The organism is Arthrobacter sp. zg-Y1143 (assembly GCF_030125565.1).
Classification (GTDB): domain Bacteria; phylum Actinomycetota; class Actinomycetes; order Actinomycetales; family Micrococcaceae; genus Arthrobacter_B.
The window spans coordinates 28,209-50,092 of record NZ_JASKLW010000001.1 but is presented as its reverse complement, the minus strand read 5'-3'; the positions used below and the strand labels follow the sequence as shown (position 1 = coordinate 50,092).

Genomic DNA, 21,884 nt, shown 5'->3' with positions numbered 1-21,884 from the left:
ACAAATGGTGGGATGGTGAGGGGAAATCCTGCATCTTGATCTTATCGCGGGCGCATGGCGGTCCCTTTGATCCCGTGCCGCTAGGCTGAAGCTGTGATGAATTTTGCACGCAGTTTCCTTTCCCGGTCCGGTTGCGCCGCCGCCGCCGTTGCAGCACTGACGCTGTTTGCCGGGTTGCTGCTGACCGCTCCGCCAGCTGCCGCGCACGATGAACTGACGGGCTCCACCCCCGCGAACGGTGCAGTGCTTCCCGCTCCGCCGCTGTCCGTGGAACTGACCTTTTCCAACGTCCCTGCCGCCATCGGTTCCGAAGTGCGGGTGCTGGACGAGGAAGGCATGGACTGGGCTGAGGGGGACGTGCGGATCCTGGACAACAGTGCAACCCAGCAGTTGAGGCCCGGTGCGCCCGCGGGCAGCTACACGGTGCAGTGGCGTGTTGTGTCTTCCGACGCCCATCCCATTGAGGGGACCTTCGCTTTCAGTGTGGCCGCCGGAGCAGACACCGGTTCCGGTTCCGCCTCACCCACCGGCACGGCGCAGACCAATGCCGCCGGGCCCACCGGCATGACGCAGACCCCGGTCCTGAACCAGCCGGAGGAGGGCGGATCTCCGTGGCTTGTGGCGGTTCCGGCCGTAGTGGTGCTGATTGCCGTTGCCGTGTTGATTGCCCTGGTGGTCCGCAGGCGGCTGCGCGAGGACTAAGCAGGCGGTGCGGCGTCCGCGATCGCTTCGCCCGCTGCCCGGGCCTGGCGGATGAGGCTTCCGACCGGCAGCGGATCCACGCCCACCAAATACACGCCAATGCCGCGCAGGGCCGTGGCTGCCCCGGGGCCTGAGCCGGCGCCCACGGCGCGGGAAAGCTTCCGCAGATCCGCCCGGGAGCAGCTGGTGAGGACAACGTAGTCCGCCAAGAGCAGTTCCCTGCCCGTGCGGACCGCCCATTTCCCCGCGGAGGGGGCCGGCACCGGTGCCGGCAGCACGCCGTCCGCGGGAGAGGCGAGGCTGATCTCCCGGGCCTCGGAATCCTCCCGGACATCAAGGTGGTGCCCTGCCGCGTAGGCCTGCAGCAGCCGCACCAGCTCCACCCGCTCGGGGAAAACCGCGGGCTCTCCGGACGTTTCACGGATGGCATCCGCATCCGCCACCGGACCATGGATGACAATGGAGTCCACACCCTGCCGGCTCAGCTCCCGGGCCACCGCCATGCCGCTGAGGCCGCAGCCGATGACGACGGCGCCGGTCAGTTCAGTGAGCGGCGCCGCGTCGTCGTCGTTGGTATCTGTGTCAGGCATGTTCATCGGCGGTTCTTTCCGAGAGTCCTGGTTCCGGAACCTCAGCCCACCCCCAGAGCCTCAGCGCCCTGCCGCCGAACCATATAGGCAGATGCTGGCCAGCGGTAGCGTAGCCCGGAGCCCGTGCGCGGTACGCTACTGCTAAGGACAGCCGGAAGGTGTACCGGTTGGGGACCGGAAGGAGCAGCACATGACTGATTCGACCTGGGGAGCCGGGAACGGTGCGGAAGGACCCGCGGGCATTGTGGTGGGTGTGGACGGTTCCGATCAGAGCATCTGCGCCCTGTTCTGGGCGGCGCGGGAGGCCCGGCGGCGGCGATGCCCGCTGCACGTGGTGACCGCCTACACGGTGCCCATCTTCGCCGCGTCCTCCATGGACGCCGGGTACACCACGGTGGATGACGAGATGATCCGCGAGGGCGCGCAGCAGGTCCTGGATGACGCCGTCGAGCGCATCAGCCACTACGGCGTGGAAGTGATCCCGCGGGTGGAGACCGGGGACGCGGCCGCCGTGCTGCTGGAACTGTCCGAAGACGCCGACCTGATGGTGGTTGGTTCCCGGGGCCGCGGCGGATTTGTCGGGCGCCTGCTCGGATCCGTTTCCAGCGCCCTGCCCGCACACGCAAAGTGCCCCACCGTAGTGGTCCCGCTGCGCACCGCCGGGCGGCTGCCGGACTCCGGGGTGCGGCCCCCGGCCAACTCACCCGATCCCGGTGCGGTGCACCAAGCCGTGGTGGTGGGAGTGGACGGTTCCGAACAGGGCCGGGCAGCTTCCCTGGTGGCCGCGGAACAGGCGCAGGGCATGGGCCTGCCGCTGCGCATCCTGTGCGCGCTTCCCCCGTTCACCGGTTCGCTGGCGTGGGTGCCTGCGCCGCTGGACATCGAGGCCCTGCACGCAGAGCTGCGGGAGCAGCTCGACGCCGGGAAGGACTGGCTGCAGAGCCACTTCCCGAACCTGGAAATGAGCGTTGAGCTGGTGGACGGCACACCGCCGGAAATCCTGGTGGAGCGCACAGCCAAGGTTGAACTGCTGGTGATGGGTACCCGCGGACGCGGCGGTTTTGCCGGCATGCTGCTCGGGTCCACCAGCCAGAGCGTGCTGCACCATGCCAAGGGGCCCATGATGGTGGTGCCGGACCATGAGGACCCCCGCCTGCTGGACCGCCCCAATTTCGGACCCATGGTGATGGAGTAGCCCCGGCCGCGGGGTTCGCTGGGGGAATGGCCGGCCGCTAGGCGTGCTGCTGGCCCTCGTGCACGGCGTGGCTGGCCGGCTCCAGCTGGAAGGTGCAGTGCTCGGTGTCGAAATGGCTGCTCAGGCACCGGGTAAGCCGGTCCAGGACCCGGTCCATGCCCTCCGACGTCAGATGCTCATCCTCGACCACCACATGCGCGGAGAATACCGGCACCCCGGACGTGATGGTCCAGATGTGGATATCGTGCGCGTCGGCCACTCCGTCCACCGACACTATGTGGTCTCGGATCAGTGCCACTTCCACCCCTTCCGGGGTCGCCTCAAGGAGGACGTCAATGACTTCGCGCAGCAGCGACCAGGCGCGGGGCAGGATCATCAGGGCAATCAGGATCGAGGCCCAGGCGTCCGCCCGCTGGTAGCCGGTGGCCATAATCACGACGGCGGAAACCACCACTGCGGCCGAGCCCAGGAGGTCGCCGAGCACCTCCAGATAGGCGCCCCGCACATTCAGGGACTCCTTCCGTCCCGAGTGCAGCACCAGCAGGGACGCCAGGTTTGCCAGCCCGCCCACTACAGCCGCAGCCAGCATCAGCCCGGTGTGGACATCCGCGGGGTCGCTTCCCAACCGGCGTACCGCCTCGATGAAAATGACTGCGGCAATCACAATCAGCAGCACGGCGTTGGCCAGCGCGGCCAGGACTTCGGCCCGCTGGTAGCCGTAGGTGCGCCGGGCCGTGGCCGGCCGCCCGGCAATCCAGGCGGCCAGCAGGGCAATGGACACCCCGGCGGCGTCGGACAGCATGTGCCCGGCGTCGGCCAGCAGCGCCAGTGAACCGGACAGCAGGGCGCCGGCAGCCTGGATCAGCACCACGGACATGGTGATGATGAAAACGGTCAGCAGGCGGCGGCGGTGCTTTCCGGTGGCGGTTCCGGAGCCGAGGCCGTGCGAATGCGTGTGGCCGGTGGGGGCGCTCATGCTTTAAGGCTAGCCCCAACCCAATTCGTGCAGGCGTTCGTCGTCGATCCCGAAGTGGTGGGCTACCTCGTGGATCACGGTGATGCGCACTTCGTCCACTACTTCCTCCCGGCTGGAGCACATCCGCAGCAGCGGACCCCGGAACACCACAATGCGGTCCGGCAGGGAACCGGCATCCCACCACGAGTCGCGCTCGGTCAGCGGCGTGCCCTCATAGACGCCGAGCAGTTCGGTGTCCGGGTCCTCGTGCGGGCCGGGTACGTACTCGTCTTCGATGAAGACGGCCACGTTGTTCATGGCGGAGGACAGGTCCGCCGGGATCGAGTCCAGCGCTGCTTCTACGCAGGCCTCGAACTCGTCCGGGTTCATCTCGATTGGCACCCTTCCACTGTAGTGGCGCACGCCTCACCTCAGCCGTTTTGGATATTCCGGAAAATAGACCTATAGTTTTAGAGTCCACAACGGCACGAAACGACTGGTTCTCCAGCCGCTTCAAGCAATGTGTGTTCTGTTGGCCCCCATCGTCTAGCGGCCTAGGACACCGCCCTTTCACGGCGGCGGCACGGGTTCGAATCCCGTTGGGGGTACTCAGGAGTGGTAAATCCGCTGGAAATAATCTGGTAGAGTTTACACTCGTGAAAAGCAAGGCCCTGTAGCGCAGCTGGTTAGCGCGCCGCCCTGTCACGGCGGAGGTCGCGGGTTCAAGTCCCGTCAGGGTCGCTCAGATTTTCTGAAGCGATTTGGAAGATCACGGTGATCATCGGTTGATGATGCCAGGCTCTGTAGCTCAGTTGGTAGAGCGTTCGACTGAAAATCGAAAGGTCACCGGATCGACGCCGGTCGGAGCCACCAGCTAAAACCCCGTAGCTGTCTCGCAAGAGGCAGGACGGGGTTTTTCTTTTGTCCGGGGTCCTTTTGTCCGGGGTCCCGTCCCGCCAATTCGGAGAGCGCCGGCGCGGCTGCTCCAAACTTCCCACGCTGTGGGACTGCTGTTACCCGTGGGGTCACATTGGCCCCTCTGGTACCGAAGCGTGGGAATTCCCGTTCCCCGCATGCGCGCCACGCGCCCTGCACAAGGTCCGGCCCCCGGGATACGCTGAAGCCATGGATGAGCTTCGCAACACATCACCGGCAACTACCCCCGTTTCCCCGGCACACGCAGCCCCGGCCACACCGTCTGCTGACCCGGCCGGCGCCACTGATGCCGCCGTCGTCGTCGGCCGCACCGCCATCAGCGAGCAGGCAGTGGCAAAGGTCGCCGCCATCGCCGCCCGCGCAGTGCCCGGCGTATTCGCCCTGGGCAACCCGACCGGGCGGGCACTGGGTGCCGTGCGTGACGCTGTCGGTGCCTCCAGCGCCACGCAGGGCGTTCACGTGGAGGTCGGGGAACGGGAGGTGGCCGTGGATATTGCCCTGGTTGCCGTGTACGGAAACGCGCTGACCACCGTGGCCAACAATGTCCGCGCAGCGGTCTACGGATCCGTGGAGCAACTGGTGGGGCTGCGCGTGGTGGAGGTGAATGTGGACATCACCGATGTCCACCTGCCCACCGACAATGCTGAGGCTGCCGCCAAACCGGTTGCCGGCGCCAAAGCGGTATAGGGTCAAAAGCACGTTCCTCGCAGGACGCACCAGGCCGTTTGGCCGTTAGACGCAGGTTATGAGGCAGGCAAATGAAAGCAACTGTGGTGGGCATGGCAACGGGCGCCGTATTGGCTTTCGCGGCGCTGATATTCGACTTCTGGGGCTTTCTGCTGACCGCCCTGTTTATTGCCCTCGGCGCGCTGCTCGGCCGCGCAGCGGAGGGCAAGATTGATTTCCGCAGCGTTTCGGACGCCCTGACCGGCCGCCGCTCCTCTTCGTGAGCAGCACTGTTATGTCCGCACCGCCGGCGCTGGACACCGGAGCCGTCCTCGCCGGGCACAACCGGATCAGCACCCAGGCACTGACCAGCACGGCAAAGGCCGCCGCGGCGGAATACTTCGGTGTGCCGGCGCAGCAGATCCGGGTGCTGTGGAGAGATGACCAGGGACTGCTGGCACTGTCCCTATCCCTGCCCATTGCGCTGCCGCCGCTCAATACCCTGACGCCGGCCATGCTGGAGCTTGCCGGCGGCACGGTATGGCAGCGGGCGCACGCCGCCAAGCCGGTGCTGCTGCAGCGCGTGGCCGAGCTCACCGGATCACGGCTGTCCCGCGTGGATATCCGGATCACCGGCGCCCTCCCGGCCGAAGGCAGGCGGGTGCGGTGAAGCGCGCCGACGTTGAACTGACGGACCGGATCGTCAAACGCGAGACCCACTCCGCCCGCACGCCGGCAGCGGTGACCGCGGCAGCCATCGGCATCCTCTTTTTCGCCTATGTCCTGCTGGAAACCGTGCTTCAGGCCCTGGGGCAGGACGCCTGGCTGATCGACCCGCCCACCTTCTGGCGCTGGCTGGCGAACCTGCCCGCCCGCTCTGACCCGCTGATCCTCGGCTTGTCCGGCGGGCTGATCTTCCTTGCCGGCCTGCTCTTTTTCCTGCAGGCGGTGCTGCCGGGATGGCGTGCCCGCTACGCGCTGCCCAACCCGCGTGCCGCCGTCGTGGTGGACGGCGAAGTCCTGGCCGCGTCCCTGGCCCGCTGCGCCCGCACCAGTGCCGGCGTCACGCCGCAGCAGGTGCTGGTCACCGTGGGCCGCACGGCGGTGGATGTGCAGATCCGGCCGACGTCGGGTACCCCTGTTGACCCCGAGGCTGTCCGGGCCGCTGTGGAGGAGGAACTGCAGTTGACCAAGTTGAACCCGCAGCCGGCTGTACGCGTGCAGGTTGCCTCGTCCGGGGTGATCGGACAGTGAACGCCACACCGCGGGCCCTGAACCGTTTCCTGCTCGCACTGCTGGGCCTGCTGCTGATGGGTGTCGGCGGCGGGTTGGCCCTGATTTCCGCCTGGCCGGCCGCTGCCCGTGCCTGGCACAGCTTCGCCGCCCGGGCGGGCACAGAAGGAGCCGCCGCCTTCTCATCCACGGTCATGCCCGGCAGCGGTGCCAGCTGGATCTGGGTGGCCGCCGCAGTGCTGTCCTTTGTGGGCATAGTGCTGATGGTGCTGTGGATGGCTGCCCAGGGCGGCGGCCGCACGGACACGCTGGTCTCCGAATACGACGACGACGGCGCCCCCGGGCGGGTGGCGATCAGCGGCGGCGTGGCTGAGCAGGCGCTGCGCAACGCGTTGCTGCAGGACCCGGATGTCGCGGGTTCCGCAGTGAGCACCTACCGGGTGAGGGGACGCAGTGCCCTGCGGGTGCGGATCACCCCGCGCCAGGGGGCAGCGCCGCACCTGATTGCCGCTGATGCCACCGCTTTGGTGGAAAGCCTGGACCTGGCCCTGGGTCATGAAACACCGGTCCTGCTGAGTCTGGAAGCGGGCCGGCGGATCCGTCTGGGCCGGGAGGACCGGGTCCGCTAGGGCGGCCAGCCGCCCGCCGCTAGGAGGCCCGGGCCAGCTGCCGGATGGGAATCCAGCGGGAGGCGAGGCGGCGGTAGGCCGCAGCCGCGCCGGTCATGTCGCCGTCGGCCAGGGACTCGATGCCCAACCGGACGTCCGAGGGGGAATCGTCGGGGAACACCAGGTCCGCCACCGGTCCGTAGTCAAGCTCCAGAACGGCGTCCGGATCGAAGACCTCCAGCCAGGCGATCAGTTCCGCCAGTTCATCCAGCAGGTCCAGTTCCGGCGCGGCCATGGACAGCGACGCCGACGCCGCCCGGGCCCGTTCGATGCACTGCAGCACCGGTGCGGACAGCCGCACGGTCTGCACATGGCCGTCGTCCTCCACCACTTCGGTGTGGTCCTCCTCGTGCAGCAGCACAAACCAGCCGAACGGCACACCCCAGGTGGCGGAACGGGTGTGCAGCTTGGCCAGCGAATCGGCAAAGGAATCCGGATCCAGCCGCGCTGCGTGGGCCTCGCGGGCCACCTCGGGCACCAGCACGTCCACCAGCGGTCCGCGGATGGACTCGCCCAGGGATTCAGCGGCCAGGGACGTGCGCACCGCCAGCTGGTTGGGGCAGTAAAGGCGGTTGGTCACCCCCTCCTGCGCGGGGTAGTGCAGCACCCGGACCAGGTCCGTGGCGTTGTGCGGAAACGGATCAGAAACCACGCGTACCAGGCGGCGGACGGCGTCGGTGCGCTCCAGGACCTCGGTTTCGTGCCGGCCGCGGGCCCGCTGCTCCATGATGGCCAGCTGCTGGGTGTCATCGAAGGCATCCAGCGGCTCGTAGACGCGCAGGTAAGAGACGAAGGGGAAGGTCCGGTACAGCGAGGGATGCCGCGCCACGGCTAGTCCAGTTCCACAATCACGGGAGCGTGGTCCGAGGCGCCCTTGCCCTTGCGTTCCTCCCGGTCGATCACCGCGCCGGTGACCCGCTTCGCCAGGGCGGGGGAGCCCAGGACAAAGTCGATGCGCATGCCCTGTTTCTTGGGGAAACGCAGCTGGGTGTAGTCCCAGTAGGTGTAGACGCCGGGCCCGGGGTGGAAGGGACGGACCACGTCGGTGAAGCCGGCGTCGAGGAAGTCCTTGAAAGCCTGCCGTTCGGGATCGGTGATGTGGGTGGCGTTCTGGGCGCGGAACCAGTCGATGTCCCACACGTCGTCGTCCTCCGGGGCGATGTTCCAGTCACCCATCAGGGCCAGTTCCAGGGACGGATCCTTGGTGATCCACTCGGCGGCATGGTTCTTGAGGGTCTTCAGCCATTCCAGCTTGTACGGCATGTGCGGATCCTCCACCGCCCGGCCGTTGGGAACGTACAGGCTCCACACGCGCACTCCGCCGCAGGTCGCACCGATGGCACGGGCTTCGGCCACGGTGGTCTCCGCGGTCTTGCCGAAGTGCGGCTGGTCGGGGAAGGTGCGTTCGACGTCGTCGAGGCCCACGCGGGAGGCAATGGCCACGCCGTTCCACTGGCTCAGGCCGAAGTGCGCCACTTCGTAGCCGTTCTTCTCGAACAGTTCCCAGGGGAAGTTCTCGTCCTTCGCCTTGGTCTCCTGAATGGCCAGGACATCGACGTCGGAGCGCTGCAGCCAGGCCTCAATGCGGTCGGCTCGGGCGCGGATGGAGTTTACGTTCCAGGTAGCAATCTTCACACTGCTACGTTACCCAATCCGGCCCGCTCCCACACTGCGCCGCGGGCCCGGCGGGGCCGGATGCGCGGCGCAGTGCGGTGCAGCACAGGCAGGGTCAGGTGTTACTTCCACCAGGTGTCGTGCACCGTGACCGGGATGGTGCGCTTGTGCCGGGTCATCACGAAGCGGGCCTCGATCTTTTCCGCCGCGTCGGCGGGGGTGTCCTCGCCCTCCAGATAGCCGTCGATGGTGTCGTAGCTCAGGCCCAGCTCCGTCTCGTCCGTCTGCCCGGGCTTGTCATCGAGCAGATCGGCGGTGGGGGCCTTGGCTACCAGCTTCTCCGGAGCTCCCAGCTCGGTCAGCAGTGCACGGTTCTGCCGCTTGTCCAGGCCGGAAAGGGGCAGCAGGTCCGCGCCGCCGTCGCCGAACTTGGTGAAGAAGCCGGTAACGGATTCGGCGCCGTGGTCCGTGCCGATCACCAGCAGGTTGTGCTGCCCGGCCACCGCGTACTGCGCGGTCATGCGCACCCGGGCCTTGATGTTGCCCTTGTTGAAATCGGTGATCTTTTCGCCGGTCATCTTGACGTACTCGTCTTCGAAACCGTCCACTGCCGGGCCCACGTTGTAGACCAGGGACTGGTCGGGGGCAATGAATTCCAGCGCAGCTTGGGCGTCCGCTTCATCATGCTGGACCTTGTACGGCAGGCGCAGGGCAATGAACGTTGCCTCGGTACCTTCGGCCTTCAGCTCATCCACGGCCATCTGGGCCAGCTTGCCGGCGAGCGTGGAATCCACGCCGCCGCTGATGCCCAGAACGTAGCCCTTGGTGTGCGAGGCGTGCAGATATTCTTTGAGGAAGTCCACCCGGCGGCGGATTTCCGCGGCCGCATCAATAGTGGGCTGAACTCCCAATTCGGCAATGATTTCCTCTTGTAGTTTCCGCATGGACCTCAGCCTATATCCGTCACCGGCGCCCTGCCCGGGCAACGGCCGGCGCGAGTTGGTCCGCCGCGCCGTCGCAAAGATGCACAAACATCCGTGCGCGGCACGGCCATGGCTAGGATTAAGGCATGACATCGCCCGCCATTGCGCCCGCCCGTACCCGTCTGCTGGACCTGATCCAGGAGTTGGCGGTGGTCCGCGGCAAGGTGGTGCTGTCCTCCGGTGCAGAGGCCGATTACTACATAGACCTGCGCCGCGTCACGCTGCAGCACGAAGCATCCGCCCTGGTGGGCGAGGTGATGCTGGAACTGCTGGACAGCGCAGGAATCGAGTTCACCAACGCCGGCGGCCTGACCATGGGCGCCGATCCGGTGGCCACCGCGCTGATGAACGCCGCCGCCCGCGCGGGCCGCCCGGTGGACGCCTTTGTGGTGCGCAAGGCGCAGAAGTCCTACGGCATGGGCCGCCAGGTGGAAGGCCCCGACGTCGCCGGACGCAACGTGGTGGTCCTTGAGGACACCTCCACCACCGGCGGCTCGGCCCTGACTGCCGTCGAGGGTGTGCGGAAGGCCGGCGGCAACGTGGTGGCCGTAGCCGTGATTGTGGACCGGGATACCGGTGCCAAGGAACGCATCGAGGCCGAGGCCGGGGTGCCGTACCTGTTTGCGTTCGGCAAGGATGAACTCGGCCTCGAGTAGCCGCGGCAACCGGCGCGGCAGCGGCGACCCGGAACCGGAGAGCGTCCGGGACCCGGAAATGCTGCCCGCCCCTGGGACGCCCGGCGACCCGGGAGCATTCCTCCGCAAGGTCTCAGACCTGCACCGGATTTCCCGCCGCCGGTTCCTGGCCGGTTCCGCCGCCGGACTGCTGCTGGCCACGGACCTGGCCGTCACCTCGCGGATCCAGCGCTACCGCGAGGAACTGGAAATCCTGCGGGTGCCGGACAAAGAGGCGCAGCGGAGGTTTCCCCGGGCCATGTGGTTCCTTTTCCCGGGGTACAAAACCAGCTGGGAGGAAACCCGCTGGATCCTCGGCTCACTGCGCCCGGCGCTCACCACCCGCGGACAGCTGGCCGCGGTGGGCTACTCGAACCTGGGCCTGAGGGTGCAGGACATCCTCGACGCCGTCCACCGCTGCATCCTCGACCTGCGACTGGAACGGATCTACTTCTACGGGCACAGCTTCGGCGGCATGGTGGCCGTGCAGGTGGCGGCCGGCCTGCGCGAGCGCGGCGTCGCCGTCGAACTGATCATCCTGGACTCCAGCCCGTCCGGGAAGAAGGACGTCCTGGACCGGGCCATGTTCGAGGGAGCGGTGTTCCTGTACGACGCCGGCTACCGGGTGCCGCTGGGACTGCGCGGCGGCTACGAACTGGGCGAGCGCCTGGTGCACAAAGACGAGCGGTCCTGGCGGACCATCGGCGAACAGACACTGGCCCAGCTCTCACCTCTGGCCCCTTCCAGCACCCTCATCCAGTCCCAGGCCTCGTTCATCTACCACTTCAGCGCCGCACGCTTCACGGCGGCGCTCGCCGGCACCAAGGCCGCGTTCATCGGGAATCCGCGGGATGAAACCGTGAATTACGCGTCGGCCCGGGCGGGCTGGACGGACGCCTTCGGTTCGAACCTGCTGCCCGGTTCCCCGGTGACCGAAGGGGCCCGCCCCGCACATGCCAGCCCGCAGTGGAACCCGGAGATCTACGAAGAGGTCCTGCTGCAGGTATTGCGGCTTTACGAGCCGGCCCCCTCCGGCGGTGTCCGGCCGGTGGAGTAACCGGGCCGGTCGGGTCAGATGGTGTTGATCAGGTCCGATACCGAGTTCATGATCTGCGTGGGCCGGAACGGGTACCGGTTGATGTCCTCGCGCTGCGTGATGCCGCTGAGCACCAGCACCGTGTGCAGGCCCGCTTCGATGCCGGCCACAATGTCGGTGTCCATCCGGTCGCCGATCATGGCGGTGGTCTCCGAGTGCGCGTCAATCTTGCGCATGGCGGAACGGAACATCATGGGGTTGGGTTTGCCCACAATGTACGGCTCCATCTTGGTGGCTGCGGTAATCAGCGCCGCGATGGCACCGGTGGCCGGCAGGACGCCTTCCTGCGAAGGGCCCGTGACGTCCGGGTTCGTGGCGATGAACCGGGCGCCGCCCAGGATCAGCCGGATGGCCTTGGTGATGGTGCCGAAGGAGTAGGTGCGGGTCTCGCCCAGCACCACATAGTCCGGGTTCGTGTCCGTGAGGATCATGCCCGCCTCGTGCAGCGCCGTCGTCAGCCCGGCCTCGCCCACCACAAAGCAGCGGCCCGGGGCGCCGGAGTTCTTGACCTGGTCCTTGAGGAACTCCGCTGTGGCCAGGGCGGAGGTCCACAGGTTCTCCTCCGGGACCTCCAGGCCCGAGGCGCGCAGCCGTGCGGCCAGGTCCCGGGGCGTGTAGATGGAGTTGTTGGTCAGCACCAGGAACCGCTTGCTCGTTGCTACCCAGCGCTCAATGAGCTCCGCCGCGCCCGGAATCGGATGGTTTTCGTGGACCAGGACACCGTCCATGTCCGTCAGCCAGCACTCAATGTTCTCGTTTTCGCCCACGGTCTCCCATTTCTCGCTTCATTGCCTAGGTGGCCCCGCCCACAACCGGCCCGTGACGGGCACGCTGCGGCGGGCACAGCCAGTCTTTCACCTTAGGCTGGAAGGGTGATAGACAGCAGCCCCCGGGAACCCCTTGATGACGCCACGGATGCAACCGCCGCCCCAATGCACCAGGTGGGTGTAGGCCCTTGGGAAGGGCCGCTGCCCGAAGGGGAGCACTGGGATCCGGAACTGCTGGCGAACGGCGATGCCCGCAACGTGGTGGACGAATACCGGTACTGGAAACATGACGCGATCGTGGCGGACCTGGACACCAAACGGCATCCCTTCCATGTGGCCATCGAAAACTGGCAGCACGACTTCAACATCGGCACCGTTGTCCGCACCGCCAACGCGTTTATGGCCAAGGAAGTGCACATCATCGGACGACGCCGGTGGAACCGCCGCGGCGCCATGGTCACCGACCGCTACCAGCACATCCGCAACCACCCCACGGTCGAGGACTTTGTCGCCTGGGCGCACGGCGAAGGCCTGCACATCATCGGGATCGACAATTTTCCCGATTCCGTGCCGCTGGAAACCTATGAGCTGCCGGAAAACTGCGTCCTGGTGTTCGGGCAGGAAGGCCCGGGCCTGAGCCCCGAGGTCCATGCCGCCGCAGACGCCACCCTGTCCATTGCCCAGTTCGGTTCCACCCGGTCCATCAACGCCGGCTCGGCCGCGGCCATCGCCATGCACAGCTGGATCCGCCGCCACGTTTTCGGCCAGAAGGCCGGCTAACCCGGGAGCGGGCGGGTACGTAAACTGCGGCCGCGGTTATCCGCCGGGCGCACCTGATGCCGCGCGGGTACTTGTGGCTAGGATGTAGGAAGCCAGAGAGGGCGCCAGGCCCTGCCGCACGACACTTGGAGTCAGCATGCCTATTGCAACCCCGGAGATTTACGCCGAGATGATCGACCGTGCCAAGGCAGGAGGGTTCGCTTACCCGGCAGTCAACGTCACCTCCTCGCAGACCCTGAACGCAGCCCTGGCCGGGTTCGCCGAGGCCGGCTCGGACGGCATTGTCCAGGTCTCCACCGGCGGCTCGGCCTACTGGTCCGGCGCCACCGTGAAGAACATGGTTGCCGGTTCCCTCGCGTTTGCGGCGTACGCCAAGGAAGTAGCCAAGAGCTACAACGTGAACGTTGCACTGCACACCGACCACTGCCCCAAGGACAAGCTCGAAGATTTCGTCCTGCCGCTGCTGGCCGCGTCCGAAGCTGCGGTGAAGCGCGGCGAGGACCCCATCTTCAACTCGCACATGTGGGATGGTTCCGCCGAAACCCTGGACGACAACCTGCGCATTGGGCAGGAACTGCTGGCGCGCACCGCTGCCGCGAAGATCATCCTCGAAGTGGAAATCGGCACTGTGGGCGGTGAAGAGGACGGCGTGGAAAACGCCATCAACGAAAAGCTCTACACCACCGTGGCGGACGGCATGGCCACCATCGAAGCCCTCGGCGACGGCAGCAAGGGCCGCTACCTCACCGCCCTGACCTTCGGCAACGTACACGGCGTGTACAAGCCCGGCGGGGTGAAGCTGCGCCCGGAGATCCTCAAGGAGATCCAGGACGCAGTCGGCGAATCCCTCGGCAAGGACCGGCCCTTTGACCTGGTCTTCCACGGCGGCTCCGGCTCCTCCGCCCAGGAGATCGCCGACGCCGTCTCCTACGGCGTCGTGAAGATGAACATCGACACCGACACCCAGTACGCGTACACCCGCCCGGTGGCCGACCACATGCTGCGGAACTACGACGGCGTCCTGAAGGTGGACGGCGAAGTGGGCAACAAGAAGCAGTACGACCCGCGTGTTTGGGGTGCCTCCGCCGAAAAGGGCATGGCCGCCCGCGTGGTCGAAGCCGCACAGAACCTCGGATCGGCAGGCAAGGCGCTCTAATGTCAGACGAATTCCGCAAGAACCTGCTCGGCCCCGACGCCACGTACCTGCCTGAGGAGACCGACGTCGTCGCCCGCCTGGAAGCAGGCGACGAACCGGTGGACCTTGCCGCCAAGTACCCCACCTCCTCCCAGGTGTGGGCTGCACTCGCCGACGAGGCGTTCGAGGAGGGCCAGAACGTCGAGTCCTACGCCTACGCCCGGGTGGGTTACCACCGCGGACTGGACTCCCTGCGCCGTGCCGGCTGGCGCGGCATCGGCCCCATCCCGTGGTCGCACGTCCCCAACCGCAGTTTCCTGCGCTCGCTGTACGCCCTCGGCCGCGCCGCAGCAGCCATCGGCGAGACCGAGGAAGTGGACCGGATCCGCAAGTTCCTCGACGATTCCGATCCGCAGGCCAAGGCAGCCATTGAAGGCCAGGCCCTCTAGCCGTTCCTGCTGGAAAACCGGCGGTCCCTGAGGCAGGGGCCGCCGGTTTTTTGTGCCCGCCTGCCCATCCCTATCCGGCTTGGGGGCGGGAACGGTGCCGGCGGACAGCCGCCCGGTTGGCACAGCGGACCGAGCAATACCGCTGCCGGCCGTTGCGGGTGACGTCAACAACCACCGCTCGGCACGGCTCCGCGGCGCACCGTCCGAGCCGGTGCATGCCGCGGGTGACCAGATGCAGGGAAGTGCCGACGCTGATGATGGCCCGCAGTACCGACGGCAGGGATTCGTCATTGTCGCGGTAGTGCAGGTGCCAGCCTTCGCCGTCGTGGTTCGTAAGCCGAGGGTAGGCCGCGGCGTCGGCCATCTGCGCGTTCAGCAGTGCCGCCCGCTGCTCCGGAGCAGGTGTGTCCACCACTGCCAGCCACTCGTCAATGAAGGTGCGGGTGCGCGCAAGATCGTCCGGGCGGGCGGGGAAGGTCATGGTCATACCGGCCTCCAACGTCCGCTCCACCAGGGCGTCCCGGTTGCCCGGCCAGTTGTTCGCCAGCGACGCGGCCAGCAGCACGGTGTACTCGCCGTAAGGGTTGAGATGCATAAGGCCATTACAGCATTGTTGAGTCCATGCATATCAGTCCGGTCTCGAACCACGATCTCCCAGTAGTTGGTGTCAGTCACGAACATTCCTGGATAACGGAATCCCGCCACCAGGTATCCGCCGGCGTCCTCCTCTGTGTCCGGTGTACGCAGTGCCGGGGACGGCGGGTGGATCTGCAGGCCCCGGCACAGGTTGTTCCCGCGGGCATCAGCCGGGTAGTAGGGGTGTAGTGCACCGCCGGGGACGGTGCGTAGGCTGGACCCGACGCGAAAGGCCGGTGCGGGCATGGATAAGTTCGACTTCCGGAAGTCCTACCCGGAGCTGTACTCGCCCGGCCGGCGGGACTTCACCCTGGTGCAGGTGCCGCACCTGCAGTACCTGGCCGTGGATGGACACGGGAACCCGAACACCTCGCCCGAATACGCCCAGGCCCTGGAGTGCCTCTATCCCGTCGCGTACGCAGTGAAGTTCCGGTCCAAGAACGAGCTGGAGCAGGACTTCACGGTGCCGCCGCTCGAAGCGCTATGGCGGGCAGCGGACATGAGCGCGTTCACTGCCGGGGACAAGGATTCGTGGGACTGGACCGCATTGATTGCCCAGCCGGAATGGATCACCGCCGGGATGGTGGAACAGGCGGTGGCCGCGGTGGCCGCGAAAAAGGATCCGCCCGGCATCGACCGGGTGCGGCTGCTGCCCCTCGATGAAGGGCTGTCCGCGCAGATCCTTTTTGTAGGCCCCTACGACGACGAGGCGCCGGTCCTGGCGCGGCTGCACGATGCCTGGATGCCGGAACATGATCTGGCGTTCAACGGCGATCACCACGAGGTCTACCTGAACGATCCCCGGCGCACCGCCCCGGCGAAACTGCGGACGGTGCTGCGCCAGCCGGTCCCGCCGGATTCGGGGTAATCCGCCCGGTCACCGTCCTAGGGTTACTGCACGTCTCCCGGTGCCAGCACGGCGTAGACCACGTAATTGTCGTCAAACTTTCCGGTTTCCGGATCGTAACCGTCGCAGGTGATCAGGCGCAGTTCAGGGCCTGCCGTGTTTCCGTAGACCTTCAGCGTGGGGAAATTGTCCTTCGCGTATTGCTCCGCTGCCTGCACCGTGAATACAGCCGTGCTGCCGTCTTCGCGGGCAACTTCGATCCGGTCCCCGGCGGCCAGCCGGCGCAGGTCCGCGAATATTCCGGGTCCGCCGCCCTCGGCGTTGACGTGGCCCAGCAGCACGGCAGGGCCGAGCTCACCCGGGGTGGGGGAGTGTTCGTACCATCCTGCGGGCGACCCGGGGTCTCCCGGCGGCACTTCCAGCGCGCCGTGGGCATCGAGGCCCAGCCGGATCACTTTCGACTGGGCGCCGATCGACGGGATAGTCAGCGACACCGGCGTGGACTCAGGCAGTGGGGGTGCGGCGGGTTCGGCGGACGTTGTGGGGGCCGCGGGCAGCGACGACACCTGTGCCGTGGCCGCCGGCGACGGAGCCAGCAGGGGAACCCGACCCTTAGGGTCCGAGTTCGCGGCGCATCCCCCGGCGAGGACCATTGCCGGAAGCAGGACGGCAGCCGCCGCAGTTTCCCGCAGGCCCCTGCGGCGGCTGCCCCTAACGGTGCTGGTCATGTCTGTCCGTCCCCAGTGCCGGATGCATGTGCCATGGGATGTCCTGTCGGTTTTCGGAGAGTCCGGTGTAAACGGTGGGTCTTAGTCAGCTGTACGACGGCGGCGCACCACGTAGGTTCCGCCGGCGGCAGCGGCCAGGACCAGGCCACCGCTCAGGGCAAGGATTCCGGCATTGGATTCCTCGGGCTCCTGGGTGATGCCGGTGTTGGCGCCGCCTGCCGGCATCTGGCCGACCTGCGCGCCCATCCAAGTGCCGTCCGCATCCAAATGTCCCTGTTTCATGGGTACCTGGGCCATCGGCTTGGTGGAATCCTCGCAGCCGATGCCGTCCCCGTCATTGTCCAAATGTGGACCATAGCGGGGGTGGTCGGCCGGGATGTTGTAGACGCCCTCCGCGGCTGCCTCGTCACAGTTGACATAGGGGGCCGTTGGCGGCGGCCGGTGATCGCCGCCGCCGGGGCCGTCTGCCAGCGCCGGTCCGGCGGTGAGGAGCCCGAACCCGGTGATGGCCGTAAAAGTGAGTCCTGCTGTCGTCTTTTTCATGCGATTCCCTGCTTTCTGAGTAAAGGAGGGCATCCAGGAGAGGATGACCCTGAAAGCGTAGGTACTCGCGTAATCGGCGCGCTTCCCCGCAGGCAGATATTGGTCCGCAGAGCCGCCAATTAGTTCGCACGGGCAAAAGTTGTCCTCCGTCAACCACTTCGGACGGGTGGGTGGGGTTGTCTGGGGCCGTCAGGCAAGTTAAAAGCTCCGGGATGGGAAAAATCGACCGGTTTGGGAAATCCCTGCGCTGCGCAGTGGCAGGAAATGCCCAAACAGTGGCAGGAAATGCCCAAACTGGAGGGGATTTCCCAAACTGCAGGGAATCCGCCGCGGCGGCCCGCCAAGTGCCCGCCCAGAGCGTTCATAGTGCAGTTAATTCCATAGTGCAGTTAATGCTGCCCAGGGTGGGGCCACACGGCTTTAGCTGCACTATGAACGCCGGGTGGCGGTCTCAGGGCAGGATCGTGGTGGTGACCGCGACAATCTGTGGTGGAGCCGGAACGGAGCTGAAACCGAACTTCACGGGCGGATCGATCCGGCGCAGCTGCCCCAGATCAGCACCGTCCCAGGCAGCCGTCGCTGCAACGAGGGAGCGGATGGACCGGACGCCGTAGAACTCCCGCCGCCCACCGCCGGCGGAACCGGCGGTCTGCACGCCGGGAACAATCAATCCGGCCACGGGGTTGACGGCACGCAGCCACCATGGCGCAACGGCCAGCGGAGCCGGCACATGTTCGAGCAGCCGGCCCAGAACCGTCACCGGACCCAATTCCACCTCCAGCCGCAGCGGACCGGCGGCCACCCGCAGTGCGCTCGCGGACAGCACCGCGTCCACCGGTGCCACCACGGTCCGGTCAAACCGGTACGTCCCGCCCACATACTCCGCCACCGCGTCTGAGGGGGCGAGCAGTGTCCGGACGCCGTCGTCGTGCTCCGCCATAACGTCCGTGAAGGCACCAAAGGGTGAGTCGAGCCAATGCCCCACCACCAGCCGCACACCGGAGGCGGTCCCCAGCCCGGCAATGTACCCGCGGAATCGGTCCATGACGCTACGGTACCTGCGCCGCCGCACCGGATACTGCCCCTGATGTCGTAATTCCGGGGCGGGCAAAGCGTGATCGGCTAAACTTGGCAGGTAAGAGCCCCGCGACTTGCGCGTAGCCAGGCCACCACGGCTTGACCGGCGAGTTCAGGGGCGTTCTCATGCACGGTAGCGGATCTGCACCTAGCAGCTCTGCCCCGTAACTAATGGGGGAGGATCCCATGCCAGCTATAGTCATCGTCGGCGCCCAATGGGGCGACGAAGGTAAAGGTAAGGCCACCGATCTGCTCGGCGGGCGCGTCGACTACGTCGTCAAGCCCAACGGCGGAAACAATGCCGGCCACACCGTCGTCGTCGGCGGTGAAAAATACGAACTCAAGCTGCTGCCTGCAGGCATCCTCAGCCCCAACGCCATTCCCGTGATCGGCAACGGCTGCGTGGTGAACCTTGAGGCGCTGTTCGCCGAGATCGACGGCCTTGAGTCCCGCGGCGCAGACACATCCAAGCTGCGGATCTCCGCCAACGCGCACCTGGTGGCCCCGTTCCACCAGGTGATGGACAAGGTCACCGAACGCTTCCTGGGCAAGCGGGCCATTGGCACCACCGGCCGCGGCATCGGGCCGGCGTACATGGACAAGGTCGCCCGGCTGGGCATCCGCGTGCAGGACATCTTCGATGAATCCATCCTGCGCCAGAAGGTCGAAGGCTCCCTGAAGCAGAAGAACCAGCTGCTGCTGAAGGTCTACAACCGCCGCGACGTTGACGCCGAAGAGATGGTCCAGTACTTCCTCTCCTACGCGGACCGGCTGCGCCCCATGGTCATCGACTCCACCTATGAGCTGAACACTGCCCTGGACGAGGGCAAGGTAATCCTCATGGAGGGCGGCCAGGCCACCTTCCTGGACGTTGACCACGGCACCTACCCGTTTGTCACCTCCTCCAACCCCACCGCCGGCGGCGCGTCCGTGGGCTCGGGCATCGGCCCCACCCGCATCAACCGGGCCGTGGGCATCATCAAGGCGTACACCACCCGCGTGGGCGCCGGACCGTTCCCCACGGAACTGTTCGACGACATGGGCCTGTACCTGCAGAAGACCGGCGGCGAATTCGGTGTGAACACCGGCCGGCCCCGCCGCTGCGGCTGGTACGACGCCGTCCTGGCCCGCCACGCGTCCCGCGTCAACGGGTTCACGGACTACTTCGTGACGAAGCTCGATGTCCTCACCGGCATCGAGAAGATCCCCGTATGCGTGGCCTACGACGTCGACGGCGTGCGCTTTGACGAGATGCCGATGACGCAGACCGACTTCCACCACGCGAAGCCGATCTTCGAGTACTTCGACGGTTGGACCGAGGACATCACCGGGGCCAAGACCTTGGAGGACCTGCCCGAAAATGCCCGGAACTACGTGCTGGCGCTGGAAAAGATGTCCGGCACCCGGTTCTCCGCTATCGGCGTGGGCCCGGACCGGGACCAGACCATTGTGGTGCGGGACCTGATCAACGAGTAGGTCCCTTGAGGAAGGCCCTGCAGCATGTGATGCTGCGGGGCCTTTCTGCGCCTACCAGCGGTTCCTGGCCTCCTCGATCCAGCCGCCCATCCCGTCCAGCGAATACTCGGTCCCGTCCGGAGTGCGGGCCGTTCCGGTCCATGTGCCAAAGGCCTGCCAGGTCCGGGCACTGATCACTACGGCGTTGGTGGCGGCCACCCGCCGGTGGAACGGGGTGAGGGTGGCATCGATCCACTCGCCGCGGACCCGCCAGGCCGACGCCGGATCGGCCAGATCGTACTGAAACTCCAGTTCGCCGTCGTAATGGTGCAGGCGTCCGTCAACAATGAGGGCGTTCTCCGTGGCGGGGGTGCCTGCCGTCCACTTCCCGCCGACCTGCAGCCCGAGCCGCACCCCGTCCACCGTGCCGGCACCCGCGCCCCAGTTCCAACGCCTCGAATACGGCCAGCGGCCGCGCCCGCGGTCCAGGACGGCAAAGGAATCCCCGCCGCCCACGGAATACTCCCGGCCGTCCACGGTGACGGTGCCGGAGATCCGGCGGGCCACGTCCTTGAGGGTGTACTGGTAGCGGCGCCCGGACCAGGGCACCACCACGCCCAGCACATCGCCGTCCGCCTCGGCGAAGAGGTCCGCGGAAACCCGGGGCGACGACGCGGTCAGGCGGGTGCCGCCGTCGGCGTCGTGGAAGCGCAGCGATAATCCGCCGAAGGAACCGAACGCGGTCAGCGGCGGCAGGGTATCCGGCAGGGAAATGTTCGCATAGGAGGGCAGCAGCTTCAGGGGGTCGACACTGATCTCCTTGCCGGTGCTGCGCTCGAAGACGTAGAGCTGCAGGGTGGCGGCATAGTCCAGGTGCGCAATGGTCAGACCGACGGCCAGTTCCGGGGTGAGGATGCCCCAGTATTCCCAGCGCTTGGTCCGCCAACCCCCGCGGGCCCCGGAGGGTACTACCGGGCGGTGCAGCGGAGTGCGGGAAAACGCGACCGCCGCGGGGTTCAGGAGCCCGCCGGGGGTGCCAAGGTCAACGGGGGCGGTGAGTTCTTCCATGCCGACCAAGTGTAGGGGAGCGCGGGGGTCGGGCAATGCAACCTGGTCTAGGCTGGGAGCACCCAAGCCCGAGACGAAGGTGGTCCGCAGTGTTAGTCAGCGTCGGTCAGTTCAGTCCGTCCGGTGAAGTGCGCGAGAACCTGGATACCATGCGTGCCCTGGCCGGCAAGGCCCGGGCCGAGGGCGCGGAGCTTGTCATTTTTCCCGAAGAGTCCATGTTCAGCATCGGGCAGGTCCAGGGGCCGCTCGCCGCCGCCGTCGACGCGTCCTGGAGCACGTTCGTGCAGCAGCTGTCCCTGCTGGCCGCCGAACTGGAGATCGCCATTGTGGCCGGTGGATACGAGTCCAGCGGCGAGGAACGCCCGTACAACACCCTGGTGCTGATCGAAGCGACCGGGCGGATTGCCGGCACGTACCGGAAACTGCACCTTTATGACGCGTTCAGCTACGCCGAATCGGACCGGATCAAGCCGGGCGACGGCGGCGTGAAGGTTCTGCAGGCGGGCGGACTGCGGGTGGGGGTCATGACGTGCTATGACCTGCGCTTCCCGGAACTCGCCCGGGCGCTCGCGGACCAGGAGGCGGACCTGCTGGCGGTGCCGGCCGCCTGGTTCCGGGGCGAACACAAGATTGATCATTGGGAGACGCTGCTGAAGGCACGCGCCATTGAGAACACGGTCTGGGTGGCGGCAGCAGGCACTTCCAGCCGGCACACTGTGGGCCACTCCGTCATCCTTGATCCCATGGGTGTGCCGCAGGCCTCCCTGGCGGAGGAACGCGAGGCAGTGGCGACGGCGGACGTCACCCGGCAGCGCATCAGCGAGGTCCGGGAGTTCCTGCCCGTGCTCAAGAACCGCCGTTTCGCCGAAAACACCCGGATTATTGACGCCGGATAAGCACCGAAGCACCTGCTGAAAAAACTTTTTCCAGGTGCGTAACCTTTTCGTACCCCCCGGCGATTACCTGTTTGTAACGGCCGCGCCGAGGCTTATCCCCCCAACGAGCATCGGTGCGGCCGTTGCACATGCGTCTACGGCTCGGAGCAAGGTAGCATTTGCACCACCCCGCTTCCTACGAAAGTGATCCG

At 66.7% G+C, this 21,884-nt stretch carries 27 protein-coding genes and 3 tRNA genes; 18 read left to right on the top strand and 12 right to left on the bottom strand.

Features of this window, described 5'->3' with window-relative positions:
• Positions 1 to 96 precede the first annotated feature (96 nt).
• Positions 97 to 702, top strand: a complete 606-nt coding sequence (locus tag QNN98_RS00315) for a copper resistance CopC family protein (protein WP_283996238.1) — start codon at positions 97 to 99, stop codon at positions 700 to 702.
• Here the strand turns inward: QNN98_RS00315 and QNN98_RS00310 are convergent.
• Positions 699 to 1,292 (bottom strand): NAD(P)/FAD-dependent oxidoreductase, encoded by a 594-nt coding sequence (locus QNN98_RS00310; protein WP_283995932.1) that lies wholly within the window; start codon positions 1,290 to 1,292, stop codon positions 699 to 701. The two genes, QNN98_RS00315 and QNN98_RS00310, sit on opposite strands and share 4 nt — an antisense overlap.
• Before the next feature lie 190 nt (positions 1,293 to 1,482).
• On the opposite strand from QNN98_RS00310, the gene QNN98_RS00305 reads away from it, so the two are divergent.
• Positions 1,483 to 2,487, top strand: coding sequence for a universal stress protein (locus tag QNN98_RS00305; protein WP_227912482.1), 1,005 nt, complete (start codon positions 1,483 to 1,485; stop codon positions 2,485 to 2,487).
• 37 nt (positions 2,488 to 2,524) lie between these two features.
• Here QNN98_RS00305 and QNN98_RS00300 read toward each other — a convergent pair whose 3' ends face one another.
• Together QNN98_RS00300 and QNN98_RS00295 are read right to left on the bottom strand one after the other, a co-directional pair.
• Positions 2,525 to 3,463 carry a cation diffusion facilitator family transporter gene (locus QNN98_RS00300; protein ID WP_227912481.1) on the bottom strand — a complete coding sequence of 313 codons (939 nt, stop codon included), beginning with the start codon at positions 3,461 to 3,463 and terminating at the stop codon, positions 2,525 to 2,527.
• 9 nt (positions 3,464 to 3,472) lie between these two features.
• Complete coding sequence (locus QNN98_RS00295) at positions 3,473 to 3,832, bottom strand: metallopeptidase family protein (protein ID WP_227926053.1); 360 nt, start codon at positions 3,830 to 3,832, stop codon at positions 3,473 to 3,475.
• Positions 3,833 to 3,977: 145 nt separating this feature from the next.
• Here QNN98_RS00295 and QNN98_RS00290 point away from each other — a divergent pair.
• From QNN98_RS00290 to QNN98_RS00255, 8 genes are all read left to right on the top strand, one after another.
• Positions 3,978 to 4,050: transfer RNA gene (locus QNN98_RS00290), tRNA-Glu, on the top strand.
• 59 nt (positions 4,051 to 4,109) lie between these two features.
• A tRNA-Asp gene (locus tag QNN98_RS00285) sits at positions 4,110 to 4,183 on the top strand.
• A gap of 56 nt (positions 4,184 to 4,239) precedes the next feature.
• Positions 4,240 to 4,315 (top strand) — tRNA-Phe (locus QNN98_RS00280).
• Positions 4,316 to 4,567: 252 nt separating this feature from the next.
• Positions 4,568 to 5,065: an Asp23/Gls24 family envelope stress response protein gene (locus QNN98_RS00275; RefSeq protein ID WP_227912480.1), complete on the top strand. Its 498-nt coding sequence runs from the start codon at positions 4,568 to 4,570 to the stop codon at positions 5,063 to 5,065.
• A 71-nt stretch (positions 5,066 to 5,136) separates the two neighbouring features.
• Positions 5,137 to 5,328: a DUF2273 domain-containing protein gene (locus tag QNN98_RS00270; RefSeq protein ID WP_227912479.1), complete on the top strand. Its 192-nt coding sequence runs from the start codon at positions 5,137 to 5,139 to the stop codon at positions 5,326 to 5,328.
• A gap of 11 nt (positions 5,329 to 5,339) precedes the next feature.
• Positions 5,340 to 5,714, top strand: coding sequence for a hypothetical protein (locus QNN98_RS00265; protein WP_227912925.1), 375 nt, complete (start codon positions 5,340 to 5,342; stop codon positions 5,712 to 5,714).
• Complete coding sequence (locus QNN98_RS00260) at positions 5,711 to 6,298, top strand: DUF6286 domain-containing protein (protein ID WP_227912478.1); 588 nt, start codon at positions 5,711 to 5,713, stop codon at positions 6,296 to 6,298. Before QNN98_RS00265 ends, QNN98_RS00260 begins: the two co-directional genes overlap by 4 nt.
• Positions 6,295 to 6,906, top strand: coding sequence for a hypothetical protein (locus QNN98_RS00255; RefSeq protein WP_283995931.1), 612 nt, complete (start codon positions 6,295 to 6,297; stop codon positions 6,904 to 6,906). The genes QNN98_RS00260 and QNN98_RS00255 overlap by 4 nt, the downstream gene beginning before the upstream one ends.
• 19 nt (positions 6,907 to 6,925) lie before the next feature.
• Here QNN98_RS00255 and QNN98_RS00250 read toward each other — a convergent pair whose 3' ends face one another.
• The 3 genes from QNN98_RS00250 to nadE form a co-directional block, all read right to left on the bottom strand.
• A complete protein-coding gene (locus QNN98_RS00250) occupies positions 6,926 to 7,774 on the bottom strand; it encodes a DUF8083 family protein (protein WP_227926008.1) in 849 nt (282 codons plus the stop codon).
• Between the two features lie 2 nt (positions 7,775 to 7,776).
• Entirely contained in the window at positions 7,777 to 8,580 is an 804-nt protein-coding gene (locus tag QNN98_RS00245) for an exodeoxyribonuclease III (protein WP_227912475.1), read from the bottom strand.
• 101 nt (positions 8,581 to 8,681) lie between these two features.
• Entirely contained in the window at positions 8,682 to 9,503 is an 822-nt protein-coding gene (gene nadE / locus QNN98_RS00240) for an NAD(+) synthase (RefSeq protein ID WP_227912474.1), read from the bottom strand.
• 125 nt (positions 9,504 to 9,628) lie between these two features.
• Here nadE and pyrE point away from each other — a divergent pair, with 125 nt between their 5' ends.
• Complete coding sequence (gene pyrE, locus QNN98_RS00235; protein WP_283995930.1) at positions 9,629 to 10,198, top strand: orotate phosphoribosyltransferase; 570 nt, start codon at positions 9,629 to 9,631, stop codon at positions 10,196 to 10,198.
• Entirely contained in the window at positions 10,179 to 11,273 is a 1,095-nt protein-coding gene (locus QNN98_RS00230; protein ID WP_227912472.1) for an alpha/beta fold hydrolase, read from the top strand. The genes pyrE and QNN98_RS00230 overlap by 20 nt, the downstream gene beginning before the upstream one ends.
• 14 nt (positions 11,274 to 11,287) lie before the next feature.
• Here the strand turns inward: QNN98_RS00230 and QNN98_RS00225 are convergent, their stop codons facing one another.
• Complete coding sequence (locus QNN98_RS00225; RefSeq protein WP_227912923.1) at positions 11,288 to 12,040, bottom strand: HAD-IIA family hydrolase; 753 nt, start codon at positions 12,038 to 12,040, stop codon at positions 11,288 to 11,290.
• 204 nt (positions 12,041 to 12,244) lie between these two features.
• On the opposite strand from QNN98_RS00225, the gene QNN98_RS00220 reads away from it, so the two are divergent.
• The 3 genes from QNN98_RS00220 to QNN98_RS00210 all read left to right on the top strand — a co-directional run bounded on the left by QNN98_RS00220 (position 12,245) and on the right by QNN98_RS00210 (position 14,443).
• Positions 12,245 to 12,859 (top strand): TrmH family RNA methyltransferase, encoded by a 615-nt coding sequence (locus tag QNN98_RS00220; protein ID WP_227912921.1) that lies wholly within the window; start codon positions 12,245 to 12,247, stop codon positions 12,857 to 12,859.
• A gap of 136 nt (positions 12,860 to 12,995) precedes the next feature.
• Positions 12,996 to 14,015 (top strand): class II fructose-bisphosphate aldolase, encoded by a 1,020-nt coding sequence (gene fbaA / locus QNN98_RS00215; protein ID WP_227912466.1) that lies wholly within the window; start codon positions 12,996 to 12,998, stop codon positions 14,013 to 14,015.
• Positions 14,015 to 14,443: a DUF3151 domain-containing protein gene (locus tag QNN98_RS00210; protein ID WP_283995929.1), complete on the top strand. Its 429-nt coding sequence runs from the start codon at positions 14,015 to 14,017 to the stop codon at positions 14,441 to 14,443. The genes fbaA and QNN98_RS00210 overlap by 1 nt, the downstream gene beginning before the upstream one ends.
• 70 nt (positions 14,444 to 14,513) lie before the next feature.
• Here QNN98_RS00210 and QNN98_RS00205 read toward each other — a convergent pair whose 3' ends face one another.
• Positions 14,514 to 15,038, bottom strand: coding sequence for a CGNR zinc finger domain-containing protein (locus QNN98_RS00205; protein WP_283995928.1), 525 nt, complete (start codon positions 15,036 to 15,038; stop codon positions 14,514 to 14,516).
• Between the two features lie 285 nt (positions 15,039 to 15,323).
• Between QNN98_RS00205 and QNN98_RS00200 the strand changes: the two genes are divergently transcribed.
• The gene (locus QNN98_RS00200) at positions 15,324 to 15,947 is read left to right on the top strand and encodes a GyrI-like domain-containing protein (protein ID WP_283995927.1); all 624 of its coding nucleotides are present in this window, start codon (positions 15,324 to 15,326) and stop codon (positions 15,945 to 15,947) included.
• Between the two features lie 23 nt (positions 15,948 to 15,970).
• Here QNN98_RS00200 and QNN98_RS00195 read toward each other — a convergent pair whose 3' ends face one another.
• The 3 genes from QNN98_RS00195 to QNN98_RS00185 form a co-directional block, all read right to left on the bottom strand.
• The gene (locus tag QNN98_RS00195) at positions 15,971 to 16,654 is read right to left on the bottom strand and encodes a class F sortase (RefSeq protein ID WP_283995926.1); all 684 of its coding nucleotides are present in this window, start codon (positions 16,652 to 16,654) and stop codon (positions 15,971 to 15,973) included.
• Between the two features lie 81 nt (positions 16,655 to 16,735).
• Positions 16,736 to 17,197 (bottom strand): excalibur calcium-binding domain-containing protein, encoded by a 462-nt coding sequence (locus tag QNN98_RS00190; RefSeq protein ID WP_283995925.1) that lies wholly within the window; start codon positions 17,195 to 17,197, stop codon positions 16,736 to 16,738.
• Positions 17,198 to 17,648: 451 nt separating this feature from the next.
• On the bottom strand, positions 17,649 to 18,242 hold the full coding sequence (locus QNN98_RS00185; protein ID WP_283995924.1) for a hypothetical protein: 594 nt from the start codon (positions 18,240 to 18,242) through the stop codon (positions 17,649 to 17,651).
• Positions 18,243 to 18,460: 218 nt separating this feature from the next.
• Here QNN98_RS00185 and QNN98_RS00180 point away from each other — a divergent pair, with 218 nt between their 5' ends.
• On the top strand, positions 18,461 to 19,750 hold the full coding sequence (locus QNN98_RS00180) for an adenylosuccinate synthase (protein ID WP_146359322.1): 1,290 nt from the start codon (positions 18,461 to 18,463) through the stop codon (positions 19,748 to 19,750).
• Positions 19,751 to 19,801: 51 nt separating this feature from the next.
• Here the strand turns inward: QNN98_RS00180 and QNN98_RS00175 are convergent, their stop codons facing one another.
• Entirely contained in the window at positions 19,802 to 20,797 is a 996-nt protein-coding gene (locus QNN98_RS00175; RefSeq protein ID WP_283995923.1) for a DUF2804 domain-containing protein, read from the bottom strand.
• Between the two features lie 89 nt (positions 20,798 to 20,886).
• Between QNN98_RS00175 and QNN98_RS00170 the strand changes: the two genes are divergently transcribed.
• Positions 20,887 to 21,693, top strand: coding sequence for a carbon-nitrogen hydrolase family protein (locus QNN98_RS00170; RefSeq protein ID WP_227912458.1), 807 nt, complete (start codon positions 20,887 to 20,889; stop codon positions 21,691 to 21,693).
• The last annotated feature ends 191 nt before the right edge of the window (positions 21,694 to 21,884 follow it).